Annotated in this window: 15 protein-coding genes; 9 read left to right on the top strand and 6 right to left on the bottom strand. The window is 72.2% G+C overall.

The window, feature by feature from the left end:
- Positions 1-71: 71 nt before the first annotated feature.
- Together AB0A95_RS24735 and AB0A95_RS24730 are read right to left on the bottom strand one after the other, a co-directional pair.
- Positions 72-986, bottom strand: coding sequence for an alpha/beta hydrolase (locus AB0A95_RS24735; RefSeq protein WP_357558140.1), 915 nt, complete (start codon positions 984-986; stop codon positions 72-74).
- A gap of 124 nt (positions 987-1110) precedes the next feature.
- Positions 1111-3255 carry a prolyl oligopeptidase family serine peptidase gene (locus AB0A95_RS24730; RefSeq protein ID WP_357558139.1) on the bottom strand — a complete coding sequence of 715 codons (2145 nt, stop codon included), beginning with the start codon at positions 3253-3255 and terminating at the stop codon, positions 1111-1113.
- 86 nt (positions 3256-3341) lie between these two features.
- Here AB0A95_RS24730 and mshB point away from each other — a divergent pair, with 86 nt between their 5' ends.
- The 3 genes from mshB (at position 3342) to AB0A95_RS24715 (ending at position 5365) form a co-directional block, all read left to right on the top strand.
- Entirely contained in the window at positions 3342-4370 is a 1029-nt protein-coding gene (gene mshB / locus AB0A95_RS24725) for an N-acetyl-1-D-myo-inositol-2-amino-2-deoxy-alpha-D-glucopyranoside deacetylase (RefSeq protein WP_357558138.1), read from the top strand.
- Between the two features lie 14 nt (positions 4371-4384).
- Positions 4385-4834 (top strand): hypothetical protein, encoded by a 450-nt coding sequence (locus tag AB0A95_RS24720; protein WP_357558137.1) that lies wholly within the window; start codon positions 4385-4387, stop codon positions 4832-4834.
- 66 nt (positions 4835-4900) lie between these two features.
- Positions 4901-5365: a hypothetical protein gene (locus tag AB0A95_RS24715; protein ID WP_357558136.1), complete on the top strand. Its 465-nt coding sequence runs from the start codon at positions 4901-4903 to the stop codon at positions 5363-5365.
- 421 nt (positions 5366-5786) lie between these two features.
- On the opposite strand, the gene AB0A95_RS24710 is transcribed toward AB0A95_RS24715, so the two are convergent.
- Entirely contained in the window at positions 5787-6812 is a 1026-nt protein-coding gene (locus tag AB0A95_RS24710; RefSeq protein ID WP_357558135.1) for a GNAT family N-acetyltransferase, read from the bottom strand.
- Positions 6813-6891: 79 nt separating this feature from the next.
- On the opposite strand from AB0A95_RS24710, the gene fdxA reads away from it, so the two are divergent.
- Complete coding sequence (gene fdxA / locus AB0A95_RS24705) at positions 6892-7218, top strand: ferredoxin (RefSeq protein WP_110563518.1); 327 nt, start codon at positions 6892-6894, stop codon at positions 7216-7218.
- Complete coding sequence (gene dapC, locus AB0A95_RS24700; protein WP_357558169.1) at positions 7215-8324, top strand: succinyldiaminopimelate transaminase; 1110 nt, start codon at positions 7215-7217, stop codon at positions 8322-8324. Before fdxA ends, dapC begins: the two co-directional genes overlap by 4 nt.
- Positions 8325-8371: 47 nt before the next feature.
- On the opposite strand, the gene AB0A95_RS24695 is transcribed toward dapC, so the two are convergent.
- Entirely contained in the window at positions 8372-10213 is a 1842-nt protein-coding gene (locus tag AB0A95_RS24695; RefSeq protein WP_357558134.1) for a M48 family metallopeptidase, read from the bottom strand.
- A gap of 309 nt (positions 10214-10522) precedes the next feature.
- Between AB0A95_RS24695 and AB0A95_RS24690 the strand changes: the two genes are divergently transcribed.
- From AB0A95_RS24690 to AB0A95_RS24680, 3 genes are read left to right on the top strand one after another with little or no spacing between them, the layout of a single operon-like run.
- Complete coding sequence (locus AB0A95_RS24690; protein ID WP_357558133.1) at positions 10523-11542, top strand: prephenate dehydrogenase/arogenate dehydrogenase family protein; 1020 nt, start codon at positions 10523-10525, stop codon at positions 11540-11542.
- A gap of 10 nt (positions 11543-11552) precedes the next feature.
- The gene (locus tag AB0A95_RS24685) at positions 11553-12200 is read left to right on the top strand and encodes an SIMPL domain-containing protein (protein WP_357558132.1); all 648 of its coding nucleotides are present in this window, start codon (positions 11553-11555) and stop codon (positions 12198-12200) included.
- Positions 12200-12847, top strand: coding sequence for a nucleoside/nucleotide kinase family protein (locus AB0A95_RS24680; RefSeq protein WP_357558131.1), 648 nt, complete (start codon positions 12200-12202; stop codon positions 12845-12847). The genes AB0A95_RS24685 and AB0A95_RS24680 overlap by 1 nt, the downstream gene beginning before the upstream one ends.
- An 81-nt stretch (positions 12848-12928) precedes the next feature.
- Here AB0A95_RS24680 and AB0A95_RS24675 read toward each other — a convergent pair whose 3' ends face one another.
- A complete protein-coding gene (locus AB0A95_RS24675; RefSeq protein ID WP_357558130.1) occupies positions 12929-13486 on the bottom strand; it encodes a sugar O-acetyltransferase in 558 nt (185 codons plus the stop codon).
- Between the two features lie 216 nt (positions 13487-13702).
- Between AB0A95_RS24675 and AB0A95_RS24670 the strand changes: the two genes are divergently transcribed.
- On the top strand, positions 13703-16984 hold the full coding sequence (locus AB0A95_RS24670; RefSeq protein ID WP_357558168.1) for a S8 family serine peptidase: 3282 nt from the start codon (positions 13703-13705) through the stop codon (positions 16982-16984).
- Between the two features lie 51 nt (positions 16985-17035).
- On the opposite strand, the gene dapD is transcribed toward AB0A95_RS24670, so the two are convergent.
- On the bottom strand, positions 17036-17995 hold the full coding sequence (gene dapD, locus AB0A95_RS24665) for a 2,3,4,5-tetrahydropyridine-2,6-dicarboxylate N-succinyltransferase (protein ID WP_357558129.1): 960 nt from the start codon (positions 17993-17995) through the stop codon (positions 17036-17038).
- Between the last annotated feature and the right edge of the window lie 15 nt (positions 17996-18010).

Raw genomic sequence — 18010 nt, 5'->3', positions numbered from 1 at the left:
TGCGATCTCAAGCGACTTGAGACGCAAGTCGCTGGTCCAGTGGGGCCGCGCCGAGGAGCAGCCAGTGCTGATCAGCCGATGGAGCGGTCCAGGAAGTCGTGGATCATCGGCGCGGCGACGTCGAGCTTGTCTTCCAGCAGGAAGTGGCCGGTGTCGAGCAGGTGGAACTCGGCCGACGGCAGGTCCTTGCGGTAGGGGTGGGCACCAGCGGCCGGGAAGATCGGGTCGTTCTGGCCCCAGATGATCAACGTCGGCGGCTGGTGGTCGCGGAAGAAGGCGTGGAACTCCGGGTACAACGTGACGTTGCTGCCGTAGTCGTAGAACAGATCAAGCTGGATGTCCGCGTTGCCGGGGCGGGCGAGCTGCGCGTCGTCGTGGGCCCACCGGTCGGGGTCGAGCCGGGTGAGGTCCTTCACCCCCGCCGTGTACTGCTGCTTGACCGTGTCGGAGTTGAGAATGAACGCGATGGCCTGACGGCGCTCGTCGGTCTTCTCGGCCCAGTAGGCCTTGATCGGATCCCAGAACGCGCTCAGGCCCTCCTCGTACGCGTTGCCGTTCTGCACGATGAGCGCGGCGACCCGTTCGGGCCCCTTGAGGGCCAGCCGATAGCCGGTCGGCGCCCCGTAGTCGAAGCAGTAGAGCGCGTACCTATCCACGCCGAGTTGGCCGAGCAGCCCTTCCATCAGGTCGGCGAAGTTGGCGAACGTGTAGTCGAACGACGACCGGTCCGGGCTGGCGCTGTGGCCGAAACCCGGGAAGTCCGGTGCGATCACCCGGTACCGGTCCGCGAGCAGCGGGATCAGGTGGCGGAACTGCGAGGACGCCGTGGGAAATCCGTGCAGCAGCAGCAGGACGGGACCGTCGGCCGGTCCGGCCTCGCGATAGAAGATGTCGATTCCGTTCACGGTTGTCGTACGAAAGTGCGTGACCGGAAACTCGCCTTCCTGAACGGCGGCGACCGAGGGTTTCTGCGCAATGCCCACCATGATGGAGTCCTTTCGGCATAAGGGAAAGCGGTGCCACCCTGGGGAATCGCTCTGCCGGGTCCCGCTTCGGTCAGCATGGCACGCGACCCGGGGCCCGGTGTGCCGAATCGTTTATCGAATGCTGCTAGAGCAAATGGGTACGGAGGAAATCGAGTTCCAGCGGAAGCAGTCGCTCGGCGGTGCCGTTCGCGGCCAGATGGGTGGCCCCGGTCAGCGGCAGCACGGCGTGCGGGCGGCCGGTGCTCAGCAGCGCCGCGGAGAGTCGCAGCGTGTGCGCGGCCACCACGTTGTCGTCGGCCAGGCCGTGCACCAGCAGCATCGGGCGGGTCTGGTCCGGGCCGGTGACCGGCTCGGCGGCCAACTCGATGAGCGAGTGGTGCGCGTAGACGTCAGTGCCGTCCTCGGGCAACCCCAGATAACGCTCGGTGTACGCGGTGTCGTACAGCGCCCAGTCGGTCACCGGCGCACCCGCGATCCCGCACCGGAACAGTTCCGGGTGACGTAGCACCGCCAATCCGGCCAACCACCCCCCGAACGACCAACCACGCACCCCCACCCGCCCCATGTCCAGGTCGGGGTGCTTGCCGGCGAGCGCGGTCAGGGCGTCGATCTGATCGGTGAGGACCACGTCGGCCACCCGCCGGTGGATCGCCTTCTCGAACGACGGGGCCACTCCCGGCGTACCCCGGTTGTCGATGGTGACCACCGCGAACCCGGCATCGGCCCACCACTGCCGCTCCAGCCACGCGGCCCGCGCCGCCACGACCTCCTGGTGCCCCGGCCCGCCGTAGATGTCCAACAGCACCGGCAGCCGTCGACCCGTCACGTGGTTGTCCGGGTAGAGCACCGCCGCCGGCAACCGCCTGTCGGTCACCCGTTCCAACAGCGGCAGCGGCGAGTACGGAGGGGTGGCGGCCAACGACCGCAACTCGGCCAACTCCTGCTCGCCACGCCGGATCGTCCACCGCACCCCGGCGTGGTCAAGTGACGCGACCCCGACGGCCAGCACGTCACCGCCCACGGCTGCGGTGTGCCAACCCGAGTCGGTGGTGATCCGGCGCGCGTCCACCCCACCGCCGATGGTGGTGCGGATCCGGAACAGATGCCGCTCGCTCGGCTCGCCGTCGCTGGCCTCGACCAGCAGATCGGCCGGGCCGGAAGCGGCCGACAGCCGACCCACCACCCGCCGCACGTACAACGACGGGGGAGTGAGCAGGGTGCCGTCGGCGAACAGGCACCGTGCGTCGTACCCGTCGTGTGCCAACTCCCCGCCGACAAGCACCCGGCCGTCCGGCAGGTGCGCCGGGGTGCCGGCGATCGGCTCGACCCAGCGCGGATCGGCCAGCTCGGCGTGCACCTGCGTCTCACCGGTGCGGGGGTCGACCGCCAGTACCAGCCCGTGCTGCTGCGAGCGGCGCAACACGGTGATCAAGGGGCTGCCCTCGACCCAGTTGACCGCCGTCAGGTACGGGTAGGTCTCCCGGTCCCAGTGCACGTCGACCCAGCCGTCATCGAGGTCCAGCAGGTGCAGGCTGACCTCCGCGTTCGGGCCACCAGCCCGGGGGTACGCGACGGCGGTCGGCGGCCTGCCCGGCTCGGCCGGGTCGTGCAGGTGCCAGCGGTCCAGGCGGGACTCGTCGACCCGGGCGGCGAGCACCGAGCGCCCGTCCGGCGCCCACCAGTAGCCGCGGAACCGCCCGAACTCCTCCGCCGCGATGTGCTCGGCCAACCCCCAGCTCACCCCGGCGTCCTCGCCGGCCAGCAGGGTGTCGGTGCCGTCCGCCTCGATCACCCGCAGCTCGCCCCGGCGCACCCCCTCGCCCGCGTCGGTCACGTACGCCAACCGTTGCCCGGTCGGGTCCGGACGTGGGTCCAGCACCGGGCCGACGGCGGCCACCTCCACCACGTCGCCGTGCACCAGATCCGCCCGGAACAACCGACCGGCCAGCGCGAACACCGCGATCCGACCGGCGGCGTCCAACGCGTACGAGCCGATGCCGGCGGCACTGAGCCGCAGCCGCTCGCGCAGCGCGCGTTCGCCAGGCGAGAGCGACCGGACGTCTCCACCCTCGCCCAGCAGGGTCGCCGGGTCGGCGACCAGGCGTTCCTCGGCGGAGGCCACGTCCAGCAGCCAGAGCGCGTCCGCCGGATCCTCCGGCCCGGCCGAGCGCAGGAAGATCACCCGGGAGCCGTCCTCAGCCACGGAGACAGCGCGCGGCGCGCCGTGGCTGAACCGGCGGGTACGGGCGGCCAGCTCCGGAAAGTCCACAGACCAAATCGTAGAGCGGTACGCGAGGTGATGTGGCCGACCTGGGCGGACGCGTCAGCGTCGGCGGGACCTGACTGCCGGTTAGAGTGACAGTCGTGACGACGCTGCCCGACCGCCGCCTGTTGCTGGTCCACGCGCACCCCGACGACGAGTCGATCGGCACCGGCTCGACGATGGCTCACTACGCCGCCAACGGCGCCCACGTCACGCTGGTGACCTGCACCCTCGGCGAGGAGGGCGAGATCCACGTGCCGGCGCTGGCCCAGCTCGCCGCCGCCGAAGCCGACCAGCTCGGCGGGTACCGGATCGCCGAGCTGGCCGCCGCCTGCGCCGCGCTCGGCGTCAGTGACCACCGCTTCCTGGGCGGGGCCGGCCGCTACCGCGACTCGGGAATGATGGGGCTCGAAACCAACGAACACCCCCGCGCCTTCTGGCAGGCCGACCTCGACGAGGCCGCCGGGCACCTGGTGGAGATCATGCGGGAGGTACGCCCGCAGGTGCTGATCACGTACGACCCGGACGGCTTCTACGGCCACCCCGACCACATCCAGGCCCACCGGGTGGCGATGCGCGCTGTCGAGCTGGCCGCCGCCGAGGGCTGCGCCCCGCTGAAGGTCTACTGGACCGCCATGCCGCTCAGCGTCCTGGAAGCTGGCATGGCGCACTTCGCGGAGTCCTCCGACAACCCGTTCGGCGGCATCGCGGACATCGCCGACCTGCCCTTCGGCACTCCGGACGCCCAGATCGCCGCCCGGATCGACGGCACCGACGAGCACACGGCCAAGGAGGCCGCGATGCGGGCGCACGCCACCCAGATCCCGGCCACCTCCTGGCTCTACTCGATCGCCGGCAACTTCGGCGGCGAGTTCATGGGCGTCGAGTTCTTCACCCTGGCGGTAGGCGAGAAGGGCCCGGGCTCCGGGCCGTACGGCTGGGAGGACGACCTCTTCGCCGGGCTCCCCGGGGAGACCGCACCGACCCGGTCTGCGGTCGGGGCCGGTTCGGGCGGGTCTGTGGTTGGCTCGGGCCGGTCTGCGGTTGGGTCTGGTTCGGATCGGTCTTCGGTCGAGGACGCCCCGGGCCGGTCTTCGGTCGCGGCGGCGGGTCGTCGGTGACTCTGCCCGCGTCGATGACGGTTCTGGACGACCAGGATGCTCCGCCCCCGGCAGGGCCACCGCCGCGACTGCTGGACCTGGGCCTGCGGGTGGCCGGCGCGATCGTCGTGGTGGTCGCCGGAGTGCTCAGCGGGGTGCTCGAACTCCTGCTCGCCACGGTCCGCGTCGGCGGGCAGCTGATCGGCGTCTCGGCACTCCTCGCCGTCGGTGCCAACATCGCGCTGAGCTGGTTCGCGTACGCGGCGGTCGGCCGCAGGTGGGCGGTCGCGCTGCCAGCGGTGCCGTGGTTTGCCCTGATGGTGGTGGCCGCCATCCGGACCAACGAGGGTGACCTGTTGCTGGCCGGCGACAACTGGGTCGGCCTGGCCATGATCGTGGCCGGTGCGATGACCTTCGCGGTGATGGGCTTCCGGCAGATCCTCGCTCCGCCCAGCACGCTCGGGCTGATGACGCCACCCAGGTAAGGGTGGTAGATATTCCAGCCAGGGAGATGAGCCCCGCGACGGGGCGTACGGCAGGAGGGGCTGGCGATGGACAGACGGTGGCGTGACATCGGCGTGCTCGTGGCAGCGCTGTTCGCGGTCAACGTGGTCGCCCGGCTGATCATCCGGTTCGGCTTCGAGGATGACGACACCGTCGCCGACCGGGTGTCGCTGGCGATGTTCGCGGTGATCGGGTTGACCCTGGCCGTGGTCGCCTTCCGCTGGGGTCGTCGCCGGCCACTCGCGGACTGGGCGGCCGACATGGCCCTCGTGGTGCTCGCGGCAATGGTGTTGACAGTGCTGGTCGGGCCCCTCCTGATCGGTCACAACCCGTTCGCCGGGGGCGCGCCGACGTTCTTCGCCCAGATCTGGCTCTACCTGCTCGCCTCCTGCGCCGGCGTGCTGATCGGCTACCTGGTGCTCACCGCGCTGGGGCGCGACTACCGGTCCTGGCAGCTCAAGCGGTACGCCGAGGTCAAAGCCGCCAAACCCCGCCGCGTCGTCCGCCGCTGACCCGTACGAACGCCGCGACCGAGCGCGCCGCTCGCGAGCAAGGCTGGCATGGCCGGGCCGTTGGAACGTGCGCGCTGGCTGCACTCGTTGGTCTGGGTCGGTTGTGCGGGTGGGTGGGTGCGCGCTGTCGGGCTCGCCGCTTGATCAACTCGGTTTTCATGAAGTCGGGCTGTCCCGGGCGAGCGGATGCCCCGACTTCCTGTTGATCAACTCGGGTTTCGTTAAGTCGGGCCATCCCGGGCCGGCCGATGCCGCAACTTCCTGAAAGTCGAGTCGATCACGGTGCCCGGCTCGCCGCGTGTGCCTGACCCGGCCCGCCTGTGCCCGCCGCGCGTGTGGCTGGCTCGCCGCGCGTGTGGCTGGCTCGCGCACATCGCAAAACGGCGCATGGGTGCGGGTTCGCCTTGTGCGCCGGTCCAGGTCAGTGTGGGGCGACCCGGGTCAGGTAGGTGTGGTGCGTGGCGAAGCCGAGTCGCTGGTAGAGCGCGACCGCCGCCGTGTTGTGTTGCTCGACCTGGAGGAACGCATGCGTCGCACCTGCGGACATGCCCCAGGCGGCCAGCTCGTGGATCACCCGGCTGGCCAGCCCCTGACGGCGGGCCACCGGCAACACCTCGATCAGGCTGAGGCCCAGCCAACGCCCCTGGCCGGTCACCGTGCCCCGGCCGACCGCCAGCAGCGTGCCGTCGACGTACACGTGGGCGAAGCGCACCTGGCCCACGGCGGTGAGCACGTGCCGGGCGGCCTCCGGCAGGCCGCCCTTGCGGCCGGCCGCGACGGCCAGCCACTCCGCGCTCGGCGCGGCGGCCAGCTCGACGACCGCATCGGCATCCGCAACGGCGGTGCCGGCCTGACCGGCGGTTGCGGGGGTACGGCGGGCAACCGGTGCGTTGTCGGGCGGTGCGCTGGCCGCCGACGGTTGCAGGGGGAGCGGCGCGGTCTGGACCAGGACCGGCGGGCGGGCGGCCCAGCCGCGGGCGTCCAATTCGGCGCCGACCGGGGCGGCGAGTGGCAGTGGTGTGTTGATGATCGGTGGCTGGCCCCGTTCGGCGTACCAGCGTTCGACAGCGTCCACGGCGGCGGGCAGCGGTCGGTCGGGGTCGCCGATCGGCAGTGCCGAGTTGGCCCGCCCGGTCCAGCCGTCGGCGGCGCGGAGCAGCCAGTCACCGAGTTGGCCCCGGCTCGGTGCCGGCCAGGCCTCGTCGGCGGCCCGTTCCAGCGCCACGACCGCCGCGGCGGTCGGCCGTCGGGTGGGTGGCACCCGCTTGGCGCGGTGGACCTGTGCCACCGGGACCCGGAGTTGGCCCTGCGCGGTGGAGAGCGTGAGATGAGTCTCGGTCAGCTCGACCAACTCGCCGAGGGCATCGGAGAAGAGCGGGCGGCCTTCGCGAATCCCCACAATCCGGCGGACTACGATTCGGTGTCCCACATCCTGCTGTCGGAGCACGATCGACCCCCTCCCCGGCGAGATACTAGGCTCTTACCGTCGCGGGTGATCGCGGCGTGTCTTGCGGAGGAGAAGACCGGTGACCTACATCATCGCCGAGCCGTGCGTGGATGTGCTCGACAAGGCATGCATCGAGGAGTGCCCGGTCGACTGCATTTACGAGGGCAATCGGATGCTCTACATCCACCCCGACGAGTGCGTCGACTGTGGTGCCTGCGAGCCTGTCTGCCCCGTGGAGGCGATCTTCTACGAGGACGACGTCCCGGAGCAGTGGAAGGACTACACCGGCGCCAACTACGAGTTCTTCGAGGAGCTGGGCTCGCCCGGTGGCGCCTCGAAGGTCGGCAAGGTGGAGAAGGACGCCACCTTCGTCGCCGCGCAGCCGCCGCGCGGCGAGGGCCACTGAACCGGCCCGCGCCGGTCTCGTCGCGACTGCCCGAGTTCACCTGGGACACCCTTGACGCCGCGGCCACGCTGGCCGCGGCGCATCCGGGGGGCCTGATCAACCTCTCCATGGGTACGCCTGTCGACCCGGTGCCCGAGGTGATCCGGCGGGCGTTGGCTGACGCGTCCGATGCTCCCGGTTATCCGCTGACCGCCGGCACCTCGGCGTTGCGGGCCGCGATCGCGGCGTGGGTGTCCCGGGCCTGTGGTGCCGGGGTCGACGGTCTCGGTGTGCTGCCGACCATCGGCTCGAAGGAGCTGGTCGCCTGGCTGCCGACCCTGCTCGGCATCGGGCCGGGTGACGTGGTGGTGGTGCCGTCGATCGCGTACCCCACCTACGAGGACGGCGCCCGGTTGGCTGGCGCGACTGTCGTGCGCACCGACTCGCTCACCTCGCTGGGGCCGACCCCGCGGGTCCGCCTGGTCTGGGTCAACTCGCCCGGCAACCCGACCGGCCGGGTGCTGCCCGCGGCGCATCTGCGCAAGGTGGTCGACTGGGCTCGGGAACGCGGCGCGGTGGTCGCCAGCGACGAGTGCTACCTGCCGCTCGGCTGGTCGGCGGAGCCGGTTTCGGTGCTGTCGCCGCAGGTCAGCGGTGGCAGCTATGCCGGGCTTCTCGCCCTGCACTCGCTGTCCAAGCGGTCCAACCTCGCCGGCTACCGGGCCGGCTTCGTCGCCGGTGATCCGGCGCTCGTCGCCGAGCTGCTGAAGGTGCGCAAACACGCGGGGATGATCGTTCCCACGCCGGTGCAGGCGGCCATGGTGGCGGCACTTGAGGACGAGCGACACGCCGAGGAGCAGCGGGAGCGTTACCGCGCCCGGCGGGAGGTGCTGGCCGCCGCGTTCACCGGTGCGGGGTTCACCGTCGAGCACTCCGAGGCCGGGCTCTACCTCTGGCTCACCCGAGGTGAGGACTGCTGGCAGACAGTCGACTGGCTGGCTCGGCGCGGCATCCTCGTCGCCGCCGGCGTCTTCTACGGTCCCGGCGGCCAACAGCACGTGCGGGCGGCGCTCACCGAGTCCGACGAGCACATCGCCGGCGTCGCGGCACGCCTCGCCGAGGTCTGATCGCGCTCCCGGGCGGTCGAGCCGTCGGCCCGACCGCCCGGACGGTGTCAGTCGGCGATCTGCCGGAAGACCCGCAGCAGGGTGTTCCGGCTCTGCTTCTCCAGCAGTTCGCTGCCCATCAGCTCCTGCATGGCGACCACCCGGCCGTCGTGCAGTGTCACCTCGGCCTTCAGCGGCACCTCCCGCTTGACGTCCACGGAGATGATCTCCTCGTAGGGCAGGAACGTGTGCCCGGCCACCAACTCCGCCAACGGCACCGAGCCGACAAGCGCGCGTAGCCGCTTCTCGCCCTGGCTGGCCTTGCCGGGGTTGCCGATCAGGACCAGTCCTCGGTCGAGGATGAGCACGTCGTGCTCCGTACCGTCGATCTTGATGTTGGCCAGTGCGCCGATCAGGCCGGCGTCCCGCCCGGAGACCCGGTCCTCCACCACCGTCGCGCCGGCGGGGTCGATGCCCAGCTCGGCCAGGCGGGCCAACGCCACGTCCAGGGTCTGCGGCGCGACTGCCAACTTGGCGATCTCGGCGAGGTCCCACGGCTGCCCCTGCGGCCCGACGAGCTGTGCCGGGCCGGACCAGGAGAGCTGCCACCGCGCCTGACCGGAGCGGACTGCCGCGTTGTCGAGCAGCGTCTCCATCGGCCCGGCGAACTGGGCCGCGGCCTCGTCGGGGGTCGCGTCGCCGAAGAACTGCTCGGCGAACTCCCCCAACCGGCCGGAGCGCACCAGGTCCAGCACTGTCGTGAGGCCCGGCTGCGACACGCCGGTGAACCGCCCCGCGGCCCGGTAGACGCCGTCCGCCCGCTGTTGCACGCCGGCCGCGACCGCCGCGGCGATGAACTGCGCCCAGGGCAGCACCTGGCGACGGCCGTGGTCGACGACGAGCCCCTGCAACTGCCGTCCGGCGGCGGCGATGTCGGCGAGCAGCAGCGCGGCGGGCCGCTCGTCCGGTGCGACGACCCCGGCCGGCAGGGCTGCCATCGCGGTGACCCGGACGCCGATCGGCGGGTGGGTGTCCCACGGCGAGGGATCCTGGTCGGGGGCGTTCTCCCGCATCTCGGCGATCTCGTCCCGCCGGCCGTGCAGCAGTTGACCGAAGCCGCCGAAGAGGTCGTCCGGCGCCAGCTCGGCGGACCAGCCCGGCTCGACGTAGCGTCGCATGAAGAAGCCCCAGGCGGCGTCGAGCGCCGGCAGGGTACGCAGCGCGGAGGTCGCGGCGTCGTGCCCGGCCAGCAGCACCGAGGAGCGGTCGGCCTCCAGCTCCTGCCGCCGTGACGCGGCGTTGTCCACGATCAGGTAGAGCTTCGCGTAGCCCTTGAAGACCCAGCCGATCGGGTTACGCGGGCTGATCTGCTCCAGCGTCTCCGCGATCGCCAGCCGACCCCGGTACGCCACCCCGCCGAGGCGGGTGTGCTTGCCGGAGTAGTGGCCCAGCTCGTGCGCGAGGACCGAGCGCAGCTGGTCGGTCCGCATCGCCTGGAGCAGCGGCAGCCCGACGTACAGGGTGCGCCGTCCGCCGACCAGGCCGAGCAGTCGGCTCTGCTCGGCGACCGCCGCGTTCACCTCGGGCACCAGCCGGATCTCGTCCGGGGCGCGGGTGCCGACCGCGGTGGCCAGCTCGCGCACCGTGGCCCAGAGACCCGGCGCCTCGCGCTCGGTGAGGATCAGGCCGGGTGCCGGCTCGTTCTTCGTACGGATCGCGCGCCACAGCCCCACGGCGACCGCGCCCAGCGCGATGACCAGGGGTAGCAGCAGCTTGCCGGTGACGATCCCGTTGGTGTGGTCGAACAGCCAGACGCCGAGCGCGACGACGGCGGCGAGCTGGAGGAGCGCGACGACGTAGAAGCCGATCAACATGACCACCGAGGCGAGCGCCCGGTATGTCGCGGACATTGGATTTCCTTCCCGCTGAAGCCCGCGTCGACGTGGCGGGCGGCGGAGCGGACCGTACGACGCTGATCTGAACCGGACAACCCCCTTCCGGGCCGGCCTCGGTCAGATTTACGATCTTGCGGTTCGTGACCCGGGGGAGAGGGCAGCGCGCCGCCGGCCGGTCGAGGTGATCGGCGACCAGGTGACCACCCTGTCCTGGCTGGGCGCTGAGGACTGACCGGCGGTCGGGCCGGCCTCGGACGATATCCTCGGCCGGACCCGGTCGGGGCCGCGTCCGGCCCCCCCCAGCAGGAACGTCGAGGTGTGCGGATGGTGGACAGGCCCGGCGGGAGGGTGCGGGCGGCGGTGGTCGGCACCGGCCTGATCGGAGGCTCGGTGCTGCTCCGGTTGCAGGCCGTGGGCATCGACGTGACCGGGTGGGATCCGGACGAGGCCACCCGGCGGGAGGCCCGGCGGATCGGCGTACCCGCTCCGGACCGGCTGGTCGACGCGGTGGCCGACCGGGACGTGGTCTTCCTCTGCGGGCCGTTGCCCACCCTGCCGGCGACGCTTGTCGAGGTGGCGGCGATGACCGGTGAGCGGTGTGTGCTGACCGACGTCGGCAGCACCAAGGAGGAGGTGGCGGCGTTCGCCGCCACCCAGGGGCTGACGCGCCGGTTCGTGCCCGGCCACCCGATGGCCGGCACCGACCGGGCGGGCCTGACGGCCGCGGGGCCGGACCTGCTCACCGGCGCCGCCTGGGTGCTCTGCCCCGCGTCCGGGGCGGCCACGATCGCGTTCCGCTGGCTGGCCGGGCTGCTGGTGGACGTCTTCGAGGCCCGGGTGGTGCCGATGTCCGCGGCGGAGCACGACTCGGCCGCCGCCCTCGCCTCACACGTGCCGCACCTGCTGGCCGGCGCGTTGGCCGGTGCCGTGCAGCGGGCGCCGCTGCGCGACGCGATCCTCGCGCTCGCCGCGGGCAGCTTCTCCGATGGCACCCGGGTCGCTGGCACCCCCGCCGATCGGACCGCGAACATGCTGCTCGGCAACCGGGACCGGGTGCTGCGCGAGCTGACCGAGGTCACCGCGTTCCTGGACGACCTGACCGCCGCGCTGCGCGCCGGCGACGCACCGGCGCTCACCGCGCGCTACGACGAGGCACGTGCCTCCCGCGCGGCGCTGCGTGACCGCCGGTTCGACGCGTACGACAGGCAGTTCCCCCTCGGCGGTGACCACACCGCCGAGGTGTCCTGGCTGCGCGGGCTGGGGGTGGCCGGCGGTCATCTGACCGGTCTGCACGTCGGCGTTGAGACCGTCTCCTACGCGGCGCGGCGGCCCGCGGCTGACTAGGCTGAGGGGCATGGCGGCGGACAGTCCGGTGGTGCAGGTGCGCGGCGAGGCGTACCGGGAGGTGCCGCCCGAGTTGGCCCGGTTCGCGGTCACCGCGACCGCGCGGGACCGGGATCGGGAGACCACCCTGACCAGGCTGGCCGAGCGTGCCGCCGCCATCCGGGTGCTGCTGGACGGCTCCGGGCCGGCGGTGGCGCGGCGGGAGACCGGCGACCTGCGGGTGCGACCGGAGACCCGCCGCTCGGGTGAGCGGGTCGTCGCCTGGCACGGCAGCGTGACCACCACTGTCACCGTCACCGACTTCACCGCCCTCGGCGAGCTGATGCTCCGGCTGGCCGACCAGGATCAGGTCGAGGTGGCTGGGCCCTGGTGGGAGCTTCGCCCGGACAGCCCCGCGCACCGCGAGGCCCGACACGCCGCGATCCGCGACGCGCTGGTGCGGGCCCGGGAGTACGCCGAGGCGCTCGGCACCCAGGTCACGTCGTTGCTTGAGCTGGCCGACGCCGGGCCGGCCGACCGGCCGATGTTCGCTCGCGCGGCGTTCGCCGGGAGCGGCGCGGGTGGTGGCCCGCCGGAGCTTGAGTTGGACCCGCAGCCGCAGACCGTCCAGGCGGCCGTGCAGGCGCGGTTCACGATCAGCACGCCGGTCCTCGACTGATGCCACCGGCTCTGGTGTTGTCCGTCGACGCGTTGGTGCATCGCGCGCTGGCGTTGGCCGAGGCGGGCCCGCGACAACTGCTGGGCATCGCCGGCGCGCCGGGAGCTGGGAAGTCCACGCTGGCCGAGCAGGTCGTGGCGGCCGTCGGGTCGACCGCCAGGCTGGTGCCGATGGACGGCTTCCACCTGGCGCAGACGCAGCTGGTCCGGTTGGGTCGCGCGGAGCGCAAGGGCGCGGTGGACACCTTCGACGCCAACGGGTTCGTCTCGTTGCTGCGCCGGTTGCGTCGGTTGGAGCCCACCTCGGTGTACGCGCCGGAGTTTCGCCGGGAGTTGGAGGAGCCGGTGGCCGGGGCGATCGAGGTGCCGCCGTCGGTTCGACTGGTGGTGACCGAGGGCAACTATCTGCTCCTGCCGGACTTCCCGTGGCAGGAGGTGCGCACGCTGCTGCACGAGGCGTGGTTCCTCGATCTGGACGCCGACCTGCGCCAGCGTCGGTTGACGGCTAGACACGAGGCGTTCGGGCGGTCGCCGGAGCAGGCACGCGAGTGGGCGCTGGGCAGTGACGAGGCCAACGCGGCCCTGATCACCCCCACCGCCGACCGGGCCGACCTGGTGGTCCGCCTGCCCGACCCGCCGGCCGCCTGAGCGCCACCACGCGGCGGGGATCGCGGCGCGGGTCGGCCGGCTGACCTGCCGATCGCCGGGCCGGTCGACCGGCGTTGGCGGTCAGTCCAGTTCGCGGACCGGCCGGGCGGGGTTGCCGACGGCGACCACGTTGGCGGGCAGGTCCCGGGTCACCACCGCACCGGCGCCGACGACGGTGTTGGCGCCGATCGACACCCCGGCCAGCACTATGGCGCCGCCGCCGAGCCAGACGTTGTCGTCGAGGGTGATCGGCTTGGCGGCCTCCCACTTGTCGCGGCGTGGCCCGGGCTCCACGGGGTGGGTCGGCGTGAGTAGCTGCACGTTCGGTCCGATCTGGACGTCGGCGCCGATGGTGATCGGTGCGACGTCGAGGAAGACCGCGTGGTAGTTGACGAAGCTGCGGGGCCCGATCCGGATCTGCCAGCCGTAGTCGCAGTAGAACGGTGGGCGGATCCAGGTGTCGTCGCCCAGGTCGCCGAGCAGGTCACGCAGTGCCGCCAGCCGCGCCTGCGGATCCGCCGCCGGGCTGGTGTTGAAGCGTTCCATCAGCCGGGCGGCCCGGTCCAGGTCGGCGATGATCTCGGGGTCGTCGGCGAGGTACGGCTCACCGGCGAGCATGCGGTCCTTCATGGAGGTCATCCGGTCGATGATGCCCGTCGACACTGCCGCGGGTTGGCAGGTCCGTCATATTTTCGACCCCTTTTTTGCATACCGGGTATGCAATACTGGCGGCGGTCTATGCGCGTCTCATGGATATAGACGTCCACGAAGGAGGAACAGTTGCATCGACGCAGCAGAATTTCTGTCGCCGTCACCGCCGTCGCGGCTCTCGTGCTGGGCACACCGGCGACCGCGATGGCCAGCCCACCCACCACCGCCCCCACCACCGCCCCCGACGCCGCCCCGCGTACCGCGACCGGCACCGCGAAGACGGTCACCCTGCTCACCGGTGACCGGGTCACCGTCTCCGCGTCCGGATCCGCCGCCGTCCGTCCCGGCCCCGACCGTGGGCAGCTGCGCTTCCTCACCAGCCGCGAGCGCGGTCAGCTCACAGTGCTGCCGGAGGACGCCCTGCCGCTGATCCGCGCCGGCCGGGTCGACCGGCGACTGTTCGACGTGACCGGCCTGATCGCCGCCGGTTACGACGACGCCCGCCGCGACAACCTGCCGCTGCTGGTGTCGTACGGCTCCACCGGCACCGCTCGGCGTGCCCCGGCCGCCCTGCCCGGCACGCGGGTGACGCGCGACCTGCCGGCGATTCACGGCGCCGCCCTGGCCACCGACAAGTCCTCCCTCGGTGCGGTCTGGGCGACTGTCGCCACCGGCCCCTCCGGGGCCCGCCTCGACGCGGCGGGGGGCGTCGAGCGGATCTGGCTGGACGGCCGCCGCAAGGTGACCCTCGACCACAGCGTGCCGCAGATCGGCGCGCCCGCCGCCTGGGCGGCCGGGTTCACCGGCGCGGGAGTGTCAGTCGCGGTGCTGGACACCGGCGTCGACGCGACCCACCCGGACCTCGCCGGCAAGGTGGCCGAGGCGCGCAACTTCACCGAGGCCGCCGACGCTCGGGACACGGTCGGCCACGGCACCCACGTGGCCTCGACCATCGCGGGCACCGGCGCGGCCTCCGGCGGCAAGTACCGGGGTGTGGCGCCGGACGCCACACTGCTGGACGGCAAGGTCTGTGAGGACTCCGGCTGCCCCGACTCGGCGATCCTCGCCGGCATGCAGTGGGCCGCCGTGGAGAAGAAGGCCGCCGTGATCAACATGAGCCTCGGCGGCTGGGACACCCCGGAGGTCGACCCGCTGGAGGAGGCGGTGCAGACCCTGACGGCGCAGACCGGCACGCTGTTCGTCCTCGCCGCCGGCAACGACGGCGCGGACGGCTCGGTCGGCTCACCGGCCTCCGCCGACGCCGGGCTCGCAGTGGGCGCTGTGGACCGCGACGACGAACTGGCCGACTTCTCCAGCCGGGGCCCCCGGGTCGGCGACGACGCGCTGAAGCCGGACATCACCGCGCCCGGCGTCGACATCGTCGCCGCGCGATCCGCCAACGGTGTCATCGGCGACCCGGTGGGGGACCGCTACGTCACGATCTCCGGCACCTCGATGGCCACTCCGCACGTGGCCGGGTCGGCCGCGCTGCTGGCCCAGCAGCACCCGGGATGGCGGGCCGACCGGCTCAAGGCCACCCTGATGGCTGCCGCCAAACCGCATCCGGACCAGACCGCCTACCAGCAGGGCGCCGGGCGGGTCGACGTCGCGCACGCGATCACCCAGGAGATCACCAGCGACCCGGTGAGCGTCTCGTTCGGGCGTGCGCTCTGGCCGCACGGTGACGACGCCCCGATCACCCGCACGGTGACCTGGCGCAACGACGGTCCGGCCCCGGTCACCGTGGACCTGAGCGTCGAGGGCGCCGGCCCCGGCGGTCGCGCGCTGCCTGCCGGCCTGTTCGCCCTGGGTGCCAACCAACTCACAGTGCCGGCGGGTGGCACCGCCGCCACGACCGTCACCGCGGACACCCGGATCGGCGACGCCGACGGCTACTGGACCGGGCGGATCGTGGCCCGCTCCGGTGCGGCGGTCGCGGTCACCCCGCTGGCCGTGCACCGGGAGGTGGAGAGCTACACGCTCACCGTGGAGCACCTGAACCGCGCCGGCGCCCGCACCCCGGACCACTGGACCATGCTGCTCGGGATGGACACCTTCGGCGCATGGGACCTGGTCAGCTCCGACGGGGTGGCCACAGTGCGGCTGCCCAAGGGGCACTACGGGCTCAGCGGCCTCGTCTACGAGCCCGGCCCGGAGGACGAGCCGCGCGGGATGTCCCTGCTGACGCAACCCGTACTGACCGTCGAACGGGACACCCGGATCGTCGTGGACGCCCGGCAGGCCAAGCCGCTACGGACCACCATTCCGGACCGGACGGCCGTCCCGGAGCTGATCGACGTCAGCGGCAACTTCACGGCCGAAGACGGCAGCGCGTACACCGTCGGGCTCTGGGCTGACACATTCACCGACCTGGCCAGCGGTAACATCGGCAGGTCGGTCTCCGCCGACCGGTTCGTCGCCACCGTCAGCAGCCAGTGGATCAAGCCGGACACGGCCGACAGCCCGTACCTGTACGCGCTGGCCGAAGCGATCCCGGGCCGCATGCCCACCGGGTTCGTCCGCGACTACGCCCGACGGGACCTGGCCACCGTCGTGCACCGGTTCCGCGGCGGTGACCCGGGCATCGAGGCCGATCGGGTGGTGTACCCCGTGCTGGAGTACAACGTCGGCGGCGCCGCCCTGGGTCTGCGCACCACAGTGCCCGGCCAGCGGGTCGAGTACTACAACACCAAGAACGTGAAGTGGGAGTCCGAGCTCTACTTCGGGACGCGGGACGAGGACGGCTGGTTGAACGCGAATGCCGCGCTCTTCTCCACCCCCACCGCGTACCGGGCCGGACGGACGGTGACGGAGACCTGGAATCAGGCACCGTACGGGCCGTCCTTCCCGAACCCGAGGTGGCCGCACCAGAGCGTCACCCGGGTGGGTGACACCATCGCGGTCGACGTGCCACTGTTCAGCGACGCGGCCGGGCACCCGGGCGGCTCGTTGAGCGACAGTGAGACAACCACGCTCTGGCGCGACGGCAAGCTGGTCGACGAGAGCGAGTACGGCGGCTACGGGGAGTTCACAGTGCCGCCGGGCGCGGCGGACTACCGGCTCGTCACGTCGTCGAAGCGAAGCTTCACCGACCTGAGCACCGCTGTCGAATCCAGCTGGACCTTCCGGTCACGGCACGTCGCCGGGGACACGCCGGCCCGGCTGCCCCTGTCGGCGGTGCGTTTCGCACCACCGTTGCGGGTCGACAACAGCGCTCCGGCCGGTCGGGACTTCGTCGTCCCGGTGCGGGTGCAGCGGCAGCCCGGCGCGCCGGCGGCCCGGGTGGAGAAGATCGCTGTCGACGTCTCCTACGACGGCGGGAAGACCTGGGGCAGGGCGAAGCTGGTCCGGACCTCCGCCAACGGCTGGTCGGCCACGCTGCGGCACCCGGCCGGCACCGGCCACGTGTCGCTGCGGGCCACCGCCCAGGACACCGCGGGTAACACGGTGACCCAGAAGATCATCCAGGCGTACCGGTTGCGCTGAGGCGTACCCCGTCCGGGTCCGCGGCCGAGCGCCGCGGACCCGGCGGGTTCGTCAGTCGTTGGCGTGCAGGGCGGCGTTCAGCTCGATGCCCCGGCCGGTACGTGGCCGGGCCTCCAACGCGCCGGTCACCGAGTTGCGCCAGAACAGCAGGCCGTCGACGCCGGACAACTCCCGGCCCTTGACCACCCGGCCGTCCGGAAGGGTGATCTTCGACGCGGCGGTGATGTAGCAGCCGGCCTCGACCACACAGTCGTCACCGAGCGAGATCCCGACACCGGCGTTCGCCCCGACCAGGCTGCGCTCGCCGATGCTGACCCGGTCGGTGCCGCCGCCGGAGAGGGTGCCCATGATGGAAGCGCCGCCGCCGATGTCGGAGCCGTCGCCGACCAGCACACCCTGCACGATCCGCCCCTCGACCATCGAGGTGCCGACGGTGCCGGCGTTGAAGTTCACGAAACCCTCGTGCATCACCGTCGTGCCGGCGGCCAGGTGGGCGCCCAGGCGGACCCGGTCCGCGTCGGCGATCCGCACCCCGGAGGGCACCACGTAGTCGGTCATCCGGGGGAACTTGTCAACCCCGTACACCGCCAGGTGGCGGCCGGCCGCGCGCTCGATCACCCGCAGCTCGTCCACCCGCTCCGGTGGGCACGGCCCGGCGGACGTCCAGGCCACGTTGGCCAGCTTGCCGAAGATGCCGTCGAGGTTGAGCTGGTTGGGTCGCACCAGGCGGTGCGAGAGCAGGTGCAACCGGAGGTACGCGTCGGGGGCGTCCTTGATCGGGTCGTCGAGCGAGCCGATCACGGTGACCACCTGGACGGTACGCAGACCGGGCAGTGCCCGTTCGCCGAGCGCCGCCGGCGGCAGGTCGAGCACGTCCGACTTGTCCTCCCCGGCGACAAGCGGCAACTCGCCCAGGCCCAGCTTGCCGGTCGGGTACCAGGTGTCGAGCACCTGCTCATCTGCCGTGACGGTGGCCAGGCCAATGCCCCAGGCGGAATCTGCGGACGTCACTGTTGCACCTCTCGG

Source organism: Micromonospora sp. NPDC049230 (assembly GCF_040647875.1).
Classification (GTDB): Bacteria; Actinomycetota; Actinomycetes; order Mycobacteriales; family Micromonosporaceae; genus Micromonospora.
The sequence above is the reverse complement of the archived record's forward strand: the minus strand, read 5'-3'. Positions and strand labels throughout refer to the sequence as shown.